Here is a 13,018-nt window from a genome sequence, read left to right on the forward strand (position 1 = left end):
GAGCCCGGGCCGGTCGCGGACGCTGCCGTGACCCCGGACGCGATCCCCTACCCTGTGCGATCCCCTACCCTGTGCCGGTGCTCTCGCTGTCCGGCCTGATCCTGGTGGTCACCGTCGCCCTCCTCCTGCCCGCCACCGGCCTGGTCCTCGTGACCGGTCGACGGCGCCGTCGCCGCCACGCCGAGCCTCGGCCGGCCGCCACGGTCGTCGCGGTCGCCTTCGGGCTCGCGCTCGCCGGCGGTGCCCTGGCGCTCCTCCTCGGGGCGCCGCCCGCGCGCGCCGCCGTCGCCGCCGCCGTCGTGGGCGGGTCGGTGCTCGTGTGGTGGCCTGCCGGCCGGTCGTGGGCCGTGCGCGGCCTGACCGCCTGGGCGCTCAGCGTGCTGGCCTCCGTGTCGTTCCTCACGTACACCGGCGTCTGGACCCTCACGGCGGACCTCTCCCCGGTCGCCACGGTCGGGAGCGGCCTGCTGTGGCTCGTCGAGGCCTTCGTGGCCCTCATCGGCCTGGGCCACCTGTGGGAGTTCGTCGACGTCCTCACCCGCAGGCAGTGGCCGGCGTCGGTGGACCCGCGGCACCTGGCGCCGGGGACCGCCCGGCCGTTCGTGAGCCTGCACGTGCCGACGCACGACGAGCCGCCGGACATGGTGGTGGCCACCTTGCGGCAGCTGCTGCAGCAGCGGTACGACGCCTACGAGATCCTCGTGATCGACAACAACACGACCGACGAGGCCCTCTGGCGCCCCGTCGAGGCGTTCTGTGCGGCGCACGAGCGCCTCACGTTCCTGCACGTCGAGAACCTCGAGGGGTTCAAGAGCGGCGCGCTCAACCTCGCGCTGCGGCACACCGACCCGCGCGCGGAGATCATCGGCATCATCGACGCCGACTACCTCGTCGAGCCGGACTTCCTCGCGGACTGCGCCCCGATGTTCGCCGACCCGGAGCTGAGCTTCCTGCAGACCCCGCAGGACTACCGGGACTGGGACGTCTCCGCGTACTTCCGCCGCCTGTACTACTCGTACTCCTACTTCTTCGACGTGTCGCAGGCCAGCCGCAACGAGCGCAACGGCGCGATCTTCGGCGGCACCATGGGGCTCATCCGGAGGGACGCGCTCGAGGGCCAGGGCGGCTGGGACGAATGGTGCATCACCGAGGACGCCGAGCTCTCGCTCCGGCTGCTGCGCGCCGGCGGGCGCGGCATGCACGTGGACCGCTCCTACGGGCGCGGGGTGATGCCGCTGACCTTCGAGGCGCTCAAGCGCCAGCGCTTCCGGTGGTGCTTCGGTGGCATCCAGATCCTGCGCATGCACTGGCGCTCCCTGCTGCCCGGGCGCGCGACGCCGGCCAACCGGCTCACCCTGGCCCAGCGGTGGGCCTACCTGGTCGGCGGGCTCCAGTGGTTCGGCGACGTGGCCTCGGTGGTCTTCACCGGCTTCCTGCTCCTCGGGGCGGCCGACGCCGTCCTGGGGGCGGGCACGGTGGTGCGGCGCCTGTCCGACGTGCTCGTCCTGTGCACCGTGGTGCTGGTGGCGCTCGGACTGAGCCGCGCCGTCGTGCTCACGCGTCGCAGCTCCGGCGCCCGGTGGCGGGACGCGCTCGGGGCGTTCGGGCTGTGGGTCGCGCTCGGCTGGGTGGTGGCGTCCGCGTCCGTGCGCGGGCTGTTCGCCCGGGAGGGCGTCTTCCTGCGCACCCCCAAGCAGCGGGGCACCCTGAGCGTCGCCTTCGCGCTGCGCGCGAACCTCACCGAGCTCGTCGTCGGAGTGGTCGCCCTCGCCGTCGGTGCCGTGGCGGTCGCGCAGGGCACGGTCTCCGCGGGTGCGGTGGGCGCCCTGCTCTGCCTGCAGGGGGTGGGCTTCCTCCTGGCGCCGTACAACAGCATCGCCGCCCTCCGCAGCCACCTGCCCGAGGAGCTGGCCCGCCGCCGGCGCCGCGGTCTCACGTCGTGGGAGACCGCCTGGTGGGGCGGGACGGTCGCCGTGGGCGTCGCGATGGCCGCCGTCATCGCGGTCACGGTGTGGCCCTCGGAGCTCCCCGATCGCCCGTCCGTCCCGTCCGCCCTCCGGGCGGCTCGGGTGCCCACCGACGAGATCTTGCCCGACACGGACCTGGCGGGGCCGAAGGACCCCGCTGCCGCCGACGAGGCCGCCGACCCGGCGAGCACGACGGACGACGCCGGCACGGACGAGGTCCACCCGGACGCGACCGACGACGCCCCTGCCCCGGACGTCGAGCCGGCGGACGACACCGAACCCACGACCGGGCCGACGACCGAGCCCACGACCGGGCCCACCCCGACGCCGTCGGACGAGCCCGCAGGCACGCCGACGCCGACCACGGCTGACCTTCCCGGGAACGGGACGACCCCCACCCAGGCGTCGCAACCCACCCCGTCGAACCGTCCGACGGATCCTCAGGCCTCGAGGGGCGGGCCGACCACCAAGCCGACCGCGCCGCCCGGGAAGGCGTCCTGACACGGCGTGCTCACCGGGCGTCCTCAGCCGGCGGAGCTCAGCCCCAGCGCACCGGGTCGACGACGTCGGCGACGATGAGGACGGCGCCCGTCCCGACCAGGACCACGAACATCACGTAGGCCACGGGCATCATGCGTGCGACGTCCGCCGGGCCGGGGCGCGGCAGGCCGCGCAGACGTGCCACGGTCCGCTTCGCGCCCTCGTACAGCGCGTTGACCACGTGCCCGCCGTCCAGCGGCAGGAGCGGGATGAGGTTGAACATGAAGAGCGCCACGTTCAGCGACGCCAGCACGCTCAGCACCAGGGAGAGCGTCGTCAGGAGCGGTCCGTCAGCCGCGATCACGTCGACGATGACCCTGCTCACGCCGACCGGACCCATCACTCCATCCGCCGACCGGGGCTCGTCGGTGAAAGCCTGTTCCGCCACCTTGACGACCTGCACCGGTAGCGTCGCGATGACCGCCGCGGTACCGGAGACCTGCTGCCAGACCGCCTCGGGGACGGTCGACAGCGGCAGCGGCTCGTACTCCTGCGTCGGCGTCACCCCCAGGAAGCCCGCGGTCTCGGTCACCGGCTGCCCGTCCGCGCCGACCTTCGCGACACCGTCCGCGTCCACGACCGGCACCTGCCGGTCGGCCGTCGTGACGGTCAGCGGCACGCGCGCGCCGTCGCGCTCCACGACGACCGGGACCTCCTGGTCCGGGGAGTCGGCGATCATCCCGGAGAGCTGGTCCCACGACGTGACCGCGGTGCCGTCCCACTCGACGATCTCGTCGCCGGCCTGCAGGCCCGCGGTGGCAGCGGGCGACGGCGTGGCGCCCTCGCCGCACACGGGCGCGCCGTCGGCCGTCGTCGACGTCGGCGTGCACTCGCTCACCGCACCGACCGTCGTGGTGATGGTCTGGGCGCCGATCCCCACGAGGACGACGAACGTCAGCACCACGGCGATGAGGAGGTTCATCACCGGGCCGCCGAGCATCACGACGAGCTTCTTCGGCGTGGACAGCCGGTAGAAGGCGCGGTGCTCCTCCCCGGGGCGGATCTCGCTCACGGACGCGTCGCGCGCGTCGGCGATGACCTGCCCGAAGAAGCCGCCGCCACGGCGGGCGCCGTCCGGCGCCGGCGGCATCATGCCGACCATCCGCACGTAGCCGCCCAGGGGGATCGCCTTGACGCCGTACTCGGTCTCGCCCTTGGTGCGCGACCAGAGCGTGGGCCCGAAGCCCACCATGTACTGGCTCACCCGCACGCCGAACTTCTTGGCGGGCACCATGTGGCCCACCTCGTGCAGGCCGATGGAGACGGCGAGGCCCATGACCATCACGGCGATGCCGATCACCCAGGCAAGAATCTGGTCCACGGTCACGAGCCTAGGTCACCGCTGGGCGGGCCCGGCACAGGTCGACATCAGGTCGACACCAGGGCGACTCCAGGTCGACTCCGGGGCGACACGGGCCGGCGCTGCTCGCGCTCAGCCCTCGTCAGGACCGCGCGAGGATCTCGTCGGCACGCGACCGCGCCCAGCGTTCGGTGTCCTCGACGGCGTCGAGCGTGACGTCGGCGGCAGCGACGCCGTCGTGCTCGCCCAGCACGCGCTCCACCGTCTCGACGATGTCGAGGAAGCCGATCCGGCCGGCGAGGAAGGCCGCGACGCCCTGCTCGTTCGCGGCGTTGTAGACCGCGGGGTGGGTGGCCGAGGCGGCAGCGGCTGCCCGGGCCAGCCCGACGGCGGGGAACGTCTGCTCGTCGAGCGGCTCGAACGTCCACGAGGCCGCACGCGTCCAGTCGCAGGGCGGCGAGACGACGTCGAGGCGGTCCGGCCACGACAGCCCGAGGGCGATCGGCAGGCGCATGTCCGGCGGCGACGCCTGCGCGATCGTGGACCCGTCGTGGAACTCGACCATCGAGTGCACCACCGACTGCGGGTGCACGACCACCGTGATGTCGTCCACCGGCACGTCGAACAGCAGGTGCGCCTCGATGAGCTCGAGCCCCTTGTTCATGAGCGACGCGGAGTTCACGGTCACGACGGGTCCCATCGACCACGTGGGGTGGTCGAGGGCCTCCGCGGCCGTCACCTTCTTGATGTCGTCGCGGCTGCGGCCGCGGAACGGCCCGCCGGACGCCGTGAGCACCAGGCGCCGCACCTCGTCGCGGGCCCCGCCGCGCAGCGCCTGCGCGATCGCGGAGTGCTCGGAGTCGACCGGCACGATCTGTCCCGGCGCGGCGGCGGCCTTGACCAGGGAGCCGCCCACGACGAGCGACTCCTTGTTCGCCAGCGCGAGCGAGGAACCCCCCGCGAGCGCCGCGAGGGTGGGGCGCAGGCCGACGGAGCCCGTGATGCCGTTGAGGACGACGTCGGCGCCCCGCCCCGCGAGCTCGGTCGCCGCGTCCGGTCCGGCGAGCACCTCGACGCCGCCCGCCGACGCGCCGAGGCGCGCGCCCAGCGCCGCACGCAGGTCGTCGGCGCGGCCGGCGTCGGCGACCGCGACGGCGCGCGCACCGACGGTGGCGACCTGGTCGGCCAGCAGCGCGACGTCCGTCCCGCCTGCGCTGAGCGCCTCCACCCGGAACCTGTCGGGATGCGCCAGCACGACGTCGATCGCCTGCGTCCCGATCGATCCGGTGGATCCGAGGAGGGTGACGGTACGGGGCGCGGAGGCTGCGGACATGTCGCCCATCATCCCAGGTGCGGGTCGCTCCCCGGCGGGACCGCACGGAGGGCGATGCGCCGCCCGGGACGCAAGACTTCACCCGCTCGGGTGCTTGACTTCGCGTCGACCAGCACTTTCGCCCGGTCGCGCCGGGATGTGAGCGCGGTTACGTTCGCCTACATGCGTCCTTATCGCGTGATAGTCGGCAAGCCGCCCGTACGGGCTCTCGCCGGGCTCGTCGCACTCGTCACCGTCGCCGTCGTCGGGGTCGCGGCCCCGGCCTCCGCCGACGGCGACGGGGAGACCCACCGCATCTACGCGACCCGTGAGGGGCTGGTCGGCAAGCACACCGCCAACGGTCACAAGATCCGCAAGAACGACCACTTCGTCGCCCTCCCCTCGCGGCGCGCGCTCTCCCCGAAGGGCTCGGGCGCCTACAGCGTCCGGGTGTGCCGGGCGGGCAGCACGCGGTGCGAGTACGCGCCGGTGTGGGACGTCGGCCCGTGGAACAGCGTCGACGACTACTGGAGCGCCACCCGGCACGCCGCCCGCAGCCTGCCGAAAGGCACGCCGCAGGCGTCCGCGGCGTACCGCCTGGGGTACAACGGCGGCCGGGACCTCTACGGCCGCAAGGTCACCAACCCGGCGGGCATCGACCTCGCGGACGGCACCTACCGCGACGGCCTGGGGCTGCCCCGGAACGCCTGGATCGACGTGACCTACCTGTGGCAGGGCTCGGCCCGCACGGGCATCGTCGTCACCGACGGGCGCACCATGAACGTCCGGTCCGGGCCGAGCAGCGCGCGGGCGCGCACCGGGCTCGCGGCCAACACGGCGCGCGTGCCTCTCCTGTGCTACTCACGGGGGCAGTGGGTGTCCGGCAGCCGCGGCACGACGAACCTCTGGTACCGCATCGGCCGCAGCAACTGGGTGTCCGACGCCTATCTGAACACCGGCACGGGTCGTCCGGTCGCGCCGCACTGCTGACGCCGGCCCGGCTCAGGCACCGCCGGCCGCCGTGCCCACCGGGGCGCGCCCGGCGCGCTCCTCGACCCCTGTGCGCGACCAGGTGCCCGCACCGGCGGCGAGCGCCACCGCCGTCGCCCCGACCACGACGGCGGCGGGGATCGGGAGGGACCCGACGCCGCCGGTCGCCACGACCACGGAGGCGAGCGCCGCACCGACCGCGATCCCGCCGTTGAAGACGACGGGGATCAGTGCGCCCGCCGTCGCCCGGCGCCCGGGCCCGCCGAGCCGGAGGATCAACGTCTGCGCCAGGGGCGGCAGCGCACCCGAGGCCACGCCCCACAGCACCACGACCACCACGCCGAGGGCGGGGTGCACGTCCACCACCACGAGCCCGAGCAGTGCCAGCGCCGTGCCCGCCGTGCTCACCACGAGCGCGGGCGCGGTCCGGGCGCCGAACCGACCGGCCAGGACCACCCCGAGCGCGGAGGCGAGCCCGAACGCCAGGAGCAGCGCGCTCACCCCGCCCGGCAGCGCCGCCGCGGGAGCCTCGACGATCCGCACGACGTACGTGTACGCGCCGTAGTGCCCCACCAGGAGGACGCCGACGATCGCCGTGACCGCGATCATCGGGCCCGGACCCGCCGCCGGTCCCTGCGCCGCGGAGGCACCGGCGGCGTCGCTCGCGTCCGGGGGCCGGACACCCGGTGCCCGCGCGACGACGGCTCGCACGAGGACGGCGACGACGAGCGTCAGGACGGCGAGGCCGGCGAACGCCGCCCGCCAGCCGACGCCACGTGTCACGAGGCTCGCGAGCGGGGTGCCGAGCACCATGCCGAGCGTGGCGCCGCCGAGCACGACCGCGACGGAACGGCCGAGCAGGCGGTCGGGCACCAGGTCGGCGACGTGCGCGTTGGCGGTCGCCCACAGCAGCCCCACGGCCGCGGCCCCGCCCAGCCGGGCGCCCACCGCCACGCCGTAGGCCGGCGCGAGCGCCGTCGCGGCCGACGAGGCGGCCAGGACGGCGAGCGCGACCGCGATCACCGACCTGCGGTCCCGGCCTGCCACGAGGCGCACCAGGGGAAAGCTCGCGACCACCACGGTGGCCGCCCACACGGAGACGAGCAGCCCGGTGCGCGCCTCGTCCACCCCGAGCCCGGCGCTCATCTGCGGCAGCAGGGCGGTGGGCAGCATCTCGGCCGTCACCATCGTGAACGTGGCGCTGCCGAGCACCAGGAGGGACGGCCAGGGGAGGTCGGTCGCAGGTCGCCTTGTCGAGCGTGAGATGGTCATGCCGACGACGCTAGAGTTTGACACCAATGTCAAGGTCAAGGGTGACCGGCGTCACCAGGAGGGGGAACCCATGAAGATCGGCGAGGTCGCTCGGCGCACGGGCGTGGCGACGCGTCTGGTCCGGTACTACGAGCAGCAGGGCCTGCTGACGGCGGAGCGCGCGGCGAACGGCTACCGGACGTACACCGACGCCGACGTCGAGCGGGTGGCCCGGGTGGCCGGCATGGTGCGCGCCGGCATCCCCACCCGGCTCATCAAGGTGCTGCTCGACATGGAGGAGACGACCGCGCAGGACCGCCCGACCTGCACCCGCACCGTCGCGGACATGCTCGCCTCCGAGCTGGGCGGGATCGAGGACCGGATCGCCTGCCTCACCCGCAGCCGCGACACGATCCGCGACTTCCTCGTGCGCACGGAGCACGCCGCCCTGCTGTCCGAGACGGTGGGTCACTCGACCCCGAGCAGCACCTCGATCGCGCGGGCGAAGAACCGGTCCACGGGCCCCTCGGCGTAAGCCTCCGAGCCCTTGGCCCGGCTGAACGTGGCCGAACGGATCTCGCCGGAGGTCAGCGGCTCCTGCCGGTCGAAGTAGGCGACCAGCCGGTCGCACAGCGCGTCCACGTCGTCCGTGTCGTAGCCGTGCGCGCCGCGCTCCGGGGGTGCGAACTTCTGGCCGTCGGGCCGGCCGAGGCGGCCGTACATCGTGCGCGCGCGGTCGGCGAGGGCAGCCATCCAGGCCTCCTGCCCGTGCGCGGCCACGTACTCCGCGCGCTGGCGTGCGATGAACGCGGCCTCCAGCCGGTCCAGCGCCGCGTCGACCTCGTGCGTGTCGTAACCGCCGCGCACCAGGTCGAACGTCGACACCTGGATGTCGGCGTGCGACAGGGGCTCCGCCGTGCGCCCCTCGTAGGCCTGCCGGGCGTGGTCGAAGAACTCCTCGACCTCGTCCCGGTCGTACCCGGTGCGCATCGCGGACACCGTGCTGAACAGCGTGCTCACTCGTCCTCCTCGGCAGCCAGCTGCCCGCAGGCGCCGTCGATGTCGCTCCCACGGGTGTCACGGATCGTGGTGGGGATGCCGTGACCGCGCAAGCGTGCCACAAACTCGTCCTCGACAGCACGGTCGCTCGCGGTCCAGATCGACCCGGGCGTGGGGTTGAGCGGGATGGGGTTCACGTGCACCCAGCCGCGCCCGCGAGCGTTGAGCTTCTCCCCCAGCAGGTCGGCGCGCCACCCGTGGTCGTTCATGTCCTTGATGAGGGCGTACTCGATCGACACGCGCCGGCCCGTGACCTCGAAGTAGCGCCGCGCGGCGTCCAGCGCCTCGTCCACGCTCCAGCGCGTGTTGATCGGCACCAGCTCGCTGCGCAGGTCGTCGTCGGGCGCGTGCAGGCTGAGGGCCAGGGTCACCGGGATCTCGAGCTTGGTGAGCTTCTCGATCGCGGGCACCAGGCCCACGGTGGAGACCGTGATGTTGCGGGCCGACATGCCGAAGCCCTCGGGCTGGGGCGCGACGAGCGCGCGCACCGTCTCGAAGACCGCCTTCGGGTTCGCGAGCGGCTCGCCCATGCCCATGAACACGAGGTTGTTCAGGCGCGTCGGGCCGCCGGGGATCTCGCCCTCCGCGAGCGAGCGGTTCGCGGCCCGCACCTGCTCGAGGATCTCCGCCGTCGAGAGGTTGCGCGTCAGACCCAGCTGGCCGGTCGCGCAGAAGGGGCAGGCCATGCCGCAGCCCGCCTGGGACGACACGCACAGCGTGGTCCGGCTCGGGTAGCGCATGAGCACCGACTCGACCTTGGCGTCGTCGAACAGGTGCCACAGGGTCTTGACCGTGGTGCCGCCGTCCGCCTCCAGCCGTCGCGTGGGACGGATGAGCTGCGGGAACATGGTCGACGCCATCGCCTCGCGCGTCTTCGCGGGCAGGTCGGTCATCTGCTCCGGGTCGGAGGTGTAGTGCTGGAAGTAGTGCGTCGCGAGCTGCTTGGCCCGGAACGGCTTCTCCCCCATCGCCTCCATCGACGCGACCCGCTCGGCGGGCGTCAGGTCGGCGAAGTGCTTCGGCGGCTTGCCCCGCCGGCGCGGCGCCATCTGCAGCGGCATGGGTGCGGTCTCGTCGCCGGGCCGGACCGCGGGGATCCCGAGGTCGGTGCCGGACGTCGCGGGACGGGCGGAGGTGGGGGGCATGACAGTTCCTTACAGGGCCGTCGACGGCGCCATGGTGAGCACGAGGTACACGAACGGGGCGGTGACGACCAGCGAGTCGAGGCGGTCCAGCACGCCCCCGTGTCCCGGGAGCAGCGAACCCATGTCCTTCAATTCTAGGTCGCGCTTGATGAGCGACTCGGCGAGGTCGCCCACCGTGGCCGTGATCGCGGTGAGGACGCCCAGCACGATGCCCAGCAGCGGGCTGGCGCCGAGGGCGAGCACCGCGCCCGCCACACCGACCGCGGTGGCGAGCACGACCGAGCCCGCCAGCCCCTCCCAGGTCTTCTTCGGGCTCACGGTGGGCGCCAGCGGGTGGCGTCCCATCGTCACGCCGGCGATGTACCCGCCGGTGTCGTTCGCGACGGCCAGCAGGATGAACAGCGCGACGCGCAGCTCGCCGTCGGGCTGGGCGAGCAGCAGGAGGACGAAGCCCGCCAGGAAGGGCACGTACGTCGCCGCGAAGACGGCGGCGGCCGAGTCGCGCAGGGCCTGCGGGCCCGGACCGTCGAGCACCCGCCAGACGACCACGGCGCCCACCGTCAGGACGTACGCGACCAGCAGCGCCTCCGGCCCCGACGTGTACGCCGAGACCACCATGCCCACCCCGCCCACCAGGAGCGGAAGCATCGGCAGATGGATGTCACGCCGCGCGAAGGCCTGGCGCAGCTCCCACAGCGCGGCGCCCACGGCGACGGCCGCCACGGCCACGAACGGCTCCGGCCGGAACCACAGGGACGCCGCCACCGCGACCAGCAGCAGCACGCCGACGGCGATCGCCGCGGGCAGGTTGCGGCCGGCGCGCGACGACGTCGGGTCCGTCGCCCCGCCGGTGGCCGGGTCCAGCGGGGTCGCGTCCTCGCCCGGCTCGAGGGGATGGGCCACCATCAGACCTCGAGCAGCTCGGTCTCCTTGCCGGCGAGCAGCTGGTCGACCGCCTCGACGTGCTTCTTCGTCAGCGACTCCAGCTCCTTCTCGGCGCGGGCCACCTCGTCCTCGCCGGCCTCGCCGTCCTTGACGATGCGGTCGAGCTCCTCCTTGGCCTTCCGACGCACGTTGCGCACGGAGATGCGGGCGTCCTCCGCCTTCGTCTTGGCCATCTTCACGTAGTCCCGGCGCCGCTCCTCGGTGAGGGCGGGCATGACGATGCGGATCGAGTTGCCGTCGTTGGACGGGTTGACGCCCAGGTCGGACTCGCGCAGCGCCTTCTCGATCGTGGTCATCGACCCCTTGTCGAACGGGGAGATGAGCACCGTGCGCGCGTCGGGGATGTTGAACGACGCGAGCTGCTGCAGCGGCGTCGGCGCGCCGTAGTAGTCCACGGTGATCTTCGAGAACATGCCCGAGTTGGCGCGGCCCGTGCGGATCCCCGAGAACTCTTCCTTGGCGACCTCGATCGCCCTGTCCATCTTCTCCTCGGCCTCGAGGAGGGTGTCGTCGATCACCGGTGCTCCATTCTCGTCGTCGTGCTCGTCGTGCTCGTCGGTCGTGTCCTGCGTCGCGGTCCCGGCGCGGATCAGTGCGTGGTGACCAGCGTGCCGATCTTGTCGCCCAGCAGGGCGCGGGTCACGTTACCCGGCTCCTCCAGGCCGAAGACGCGCATCCGCACGTCGTTGTCCCGGCACAGGGAGAGCGCGGTGGCGTCCATCACGTTGAGGCCGCGCACCAGGGCGTCGGTGTACGTCAGGTGCTCGAGCCGCTCGGCGTCGGGGTCGGTGCGCGGGTCGGCGGAGTACACCGCGTCCACGCCGTTCTTGCCCATGAGCACCTCGTCGCAGTGCGTCTCCAGCGCGCGCTGCACCGAGACCGTGTCCGTGGAGAAGTACGGCATGCCGGCGCCGGCGCCGAAGATGACCACGCGACCCTTCTCGAGGTGGCGGATCGCCCGCAGCGGGATGTACGGCTCCGCGACCTGGCCCATCGTGATCGCGGTCTGCACGCGCGTGGTCACGCCGTCCTGCTCGAGGAAGTCCTGGAGCGCCAGGCAGTTCATCACCGTGCCGAGCATGCCCATGTAGTCCGCACGGGCCCGGTCCAGGCCGGCGCGCGAGAGCTCGGCCCCACGGAAGAAGTTCCCGCCGCCGGAGACGATCGCGACCTGCACGCCCTGGCGCACGGCCTCGCCGATCTCCTGGGCGATACGGCGCACGACGTCGGTCGCGAGGCCGACGCTGCCGCCGCCGAAGGTCTCGCCGGAGAGCTTCAGCAGCACCCGGCGCGCGGGCACGATCTCCCCCGCGGTCGCGGTCGGGGTGGTCTGGTTGGTCTCGGTCACGTGCGTCACCGTCGCTCTCTCGGTCTGTTCCGCGTGCCGTGGTGGTCATCCTCCGCGATCCTGGCACCGGACGGCGGATCCCGCCCCGTCAGGCGGCGCGGGCGGGTATGCGACAGGCCCGACCGCACCGCGCGCGGTGCGGTCGGGCCTGGACGCTGGCGGGTGTCAGCTGCCGACGCGGAAGCGGACGAAGCCCAGCAGGTTGCCACCGGTGGTGGCGACGTGCTTGGCGACCGTCGTCTTCGTGTCCTTCGCCAGGGGCTGGTCCACGAGCACGGCGTCCTTGAAGAAGCCGTTCAGGCGACCCTCGACGATCTTCGGCAGCGCGGCCTCGGGCTTGCCCTCGGCGATCGAGACCTCGCGTGCGATCTCGCGCTCCTTCTCGACGACGTCCGCCGGGACGTCCTCGCGGGACAGGTACCGCGGGGCCAGGGCGGCGATGTGCTGCGCGACGTCCTTGGCGACGGGCTCGGCCGCGTCGTCGGTGGCGACGAGCACGCCGATCGACGGCGGCAGGTCCTTGGCCGTCTTGTGCAGGTAGGTCGTGACCTTCGGGGCCTCGAGGCGGGCCACGCGGCGCAGCACGACCTTCTCGCCCATGGTCGCGCCCTGGGCGGCGATCGTGTCGCCGACGGTGCCCTCGGCGGCCGGGGCGGCGAGCGCCGACTCGGCGTCCGTGGCACCCGCGGCGGCGGCGGCCTCGAGCACGGCCTCGGCCAGCGCGATGAACTTCTCGTTCTTGACGACGAAGTCCGTCTCGGCGTCGAGCTCGATCATCGTGGCGACCTGGCCGGCGGCCGAGTCCTCGACCTTGACGGCGACGAGGCCCTCGGTGGTCGCGTTGCCCTCGCGCTTGGCCGCACGGGCCAGGCCCTTCTTGCGGATGATCTCGATCGCCTGCTCGGCGTCGCCGCCGGCCTCGTCGAGCGCCTTCTTGACGTCGAGCATGCCGGCACCGGTGCGCTCGCGCAGCGCCTTGATGTCAGCGGCGGTGTAGTTCGCCATGGGGGTCCTCCGTGCTGGTTCGAGATCCGCCCGGCCCCGGTCGGGGCGCCGGGCGGAAGGGACGTGCGGGGTGGCGGGGCCGGCCCCCGCCGGGTGGCCGCCCGCCGGGCCCCAAAACGGCGGAGAGGCGGCCGGGGGGCCCCCCGCGGCCCGCGG

12 protein-coding genes are annotated in these 13,018 nt (G+C 73.4%); 3 read left to right on the forward strand and 9 right to left on the reverse strand.

The window, feature by feature from the left end; genetic code table 11:
• The first annotated feature begins 77 nt into the window (after positions 1-77).
• The gene (locus ACWGKI_RS08600) at positions 78-2,468 is read left to right on the forward strand and encodes a glycosyltransferase (protein ID WP_452186248.1); all 2,391 of its coding nucleotides are present in this window, start codon (positions 78-80) and stop codon (positions 2,466-2,468) included.
• 37 nt (positions 2,469-2,505) lie between these two features.
• Here the strand turns inward: ACWGKI_RS08600 and ACWGKI_RS08605 are convergent, their stop codons facing one another.
• Both ACWGKI_RS08605 and dxr read right to left on the reverse strand, forming a co-directional pair.
• Complete coding sequence (locus ACWGKI_RS08605; RefSeq protein ID WP_452186250.1) at positions 2,506-3,828, reverse strand: M50 family metallopeptidase; 1,323 nt, start codon at positions 3,826-3,828, stop codon at positions 2,506-2,508.
• Positions 3,829-3,949: 121 nt separating this feature from the next.
• A complete protein-coding gene (gene dxr / locus ACWGKI_RS08610) occupies positions 3,950-5,140 on the reverse strand; it encodes a 1-deoxy-D-xylulose-5-phosphate reductoisomerase (RefSeq protein WP_380242955.1) in 1,191 nt (396 codons plus the stop codon).
• A gap of 177 nt (positions 5,141-5,317) precedes the next feature.
• Here dxr and ACWGKI_RS08615 point away from each other — a divergent pair, with 177 nt between their 5' ends.
• Positions 5,318-6,109 carry a hypothetical protein gene (locus ACWGKI_RS08615; protein WP_452186252.1) on the forward strand — a complete coding sequence of 264 codons (792 nt, stop codon included), beginning with the start codon at positions 5,318-5,320 and terminating at the stop codon, positions 6,107-6,109.
• A gap of 12 nt (positions 6,110-6,121) precedes the next feature.
• Here ACWGKI_RS08615 and ACWGKI_RS08620 read toward each other — a convergent pair whose 3' ends face one another.
• Positions 6,122-7,381, reverse strand: a complete 1,260-nt coding sequence (locus tag ACWGKI_RS08620; RefSeq protein ID WP_452186254.1) for an MFS transporter — start codon at positions 7,379-7,381, stop codon at positions 6,122-6,124.
• 70 nt (positions 7,382-7,451) lie between these two features.
• Between ACWGKI_RS08620 and ACWGKI_RS08625 the strand changes: the two genes are divergently transcribed.
• Complete coding sequence (locus ACWGKI_RS08625) at positions 7,452-7,895, forward strand: MerR family transcriptional regulator (protein WP_452186256.1); 444 nt, start codon at positions 7,452-7,454, stop codon at positions 7,893-7,895.
• Here the strand turns inward: ACWGKI_RS08625 and ACWGKI_RS08630 are convergent.
• The 6 genes from ACWGKI_RS08630 to tsf all read right to left on the reverse strand — a co-directional run bounded on the left by ACWGKI_RS08630 (position 7,829) and on the right by tsf (position 12,862).
• A complete protein-coding gene (locus ACWGKI_RS08630) occupies positions 7,829-8,380 on the reverse strand; it encodes a DivIVA domain-containing protein (protein ID WP_380242947.1) in 552 nt (183 codons plus the stop codon). The genes ACWGKI_RS08625 and ACWGKI_RS08630 overlap by 67 nt on opposite strands.
• Positions 8,377-9,468, reverse strand: coding sequence for a 23S rRNA (adenine(2503)-C(2))-methyltransferase RlmN (gene rlmN, locus ACWGKI_RS08635; RefSeq protein ID WP_380242994.1), 1,092 nt, complete (start codon positions 9,466-9,468; stop codon positions 8,377-8,379). Before rlmN ends, ACWGKI_RS08630 begins: the two co-directional genes overlap by 4 nt.
• A gap of 105 nt (positions 9,469-9,573) precedes the next feature.
• Entirely contained in the window at positions 9,574-10,470 is an 897-nt protein-coding gene (locus ACWGKI_RS08640; protein ID WP_380242945.1) for a phosphatidate cytidylyltransferase, read from the reverse strand.
• Positions 10,470-11,027 (reverse strand): ribosome recycling factor, encoded by a 558-nt coding sequence (gene frr / locus ACWGKI_RS08645; RefSeq protein ID WP_380242943.1) that lies wholly within the window; start codon positions 11,025-11,027, stop codon positions 10,470-10,472. The genes ACWGKI_RS08640 and frr overlap by 1 nt, the downstream gene beginning before the upstream one ends.
• Positions 11,028-11,098: 71 nt before the next feature.
• A complete protein-coding gene (gene pyrH / locus ACWGKI_RS08650) occupies positions 11,099-11,857 on the reverse strand; it encodes a UMP kinase (protein ID WP_380242941.1) in 759 nt (252 codons plus the stop codon).
• A gap of 165 nt (positions 11,858-12,022) precedes the next feature.
• Entirely contained in the window at positions 12,023-12,862 is an 840-nt protein-coding gene (gene tsf / locus ACWGKI_RS08655; RefSeq protein WP_452186259.1) for a translation elongation factor Ts, read from the reverse strand.
• Between the last annotated feature and the right edge of the window lie 156 nt (positions 12,863-13,018).

It is taken from the genome of Isoptericola sp. NPDC055881 (assembly GCF_053615895.1).

Coding starts and splice junctions, on each gene's coding strand:
- dxr (WP_380242955.1), bottom strand. CDS start 5,140: ATGTCCGCAGCCTCCGCGCCCCGTACCGTCACCCTCCTCGGATCCACC.
- ACWGKI_RS08620 (WP_452186254.1), bottom strand. CDS start 7,381: ATGACCATCTCACGCTCGACAAGGCGACCTGCGACCGACCTCCCCTGG.
- ACWGKI_RS08625 (WP_452186256.1), top strand. CDS start 7,452: ATGAAGATCGGCGAGGTCGCTCGGCGCACGGGCGTGGCGACGCGTCTG.
- rlmN (WP_380242994.1), bottom strand. CDS start 9,468: ATGGCGCCGCGCCGGCGGGGCAAGCCGCCGAAGCACTTCGCCGACCTG.
- ACWGKI_RS08640 (WP_380242945.1), bottom strand. CDS start 10,470: ATGGTGGCCCATCCCCTCGAGCCGGGCGAGGACGCGACCCCGCTGGAC.
- tsf (WP_452186259.1), bottom strand. CDS start 12,862: ATGGCGAACTACACCGCCGCTGACATCAAGGCGCTGCGCGAGCGCACC.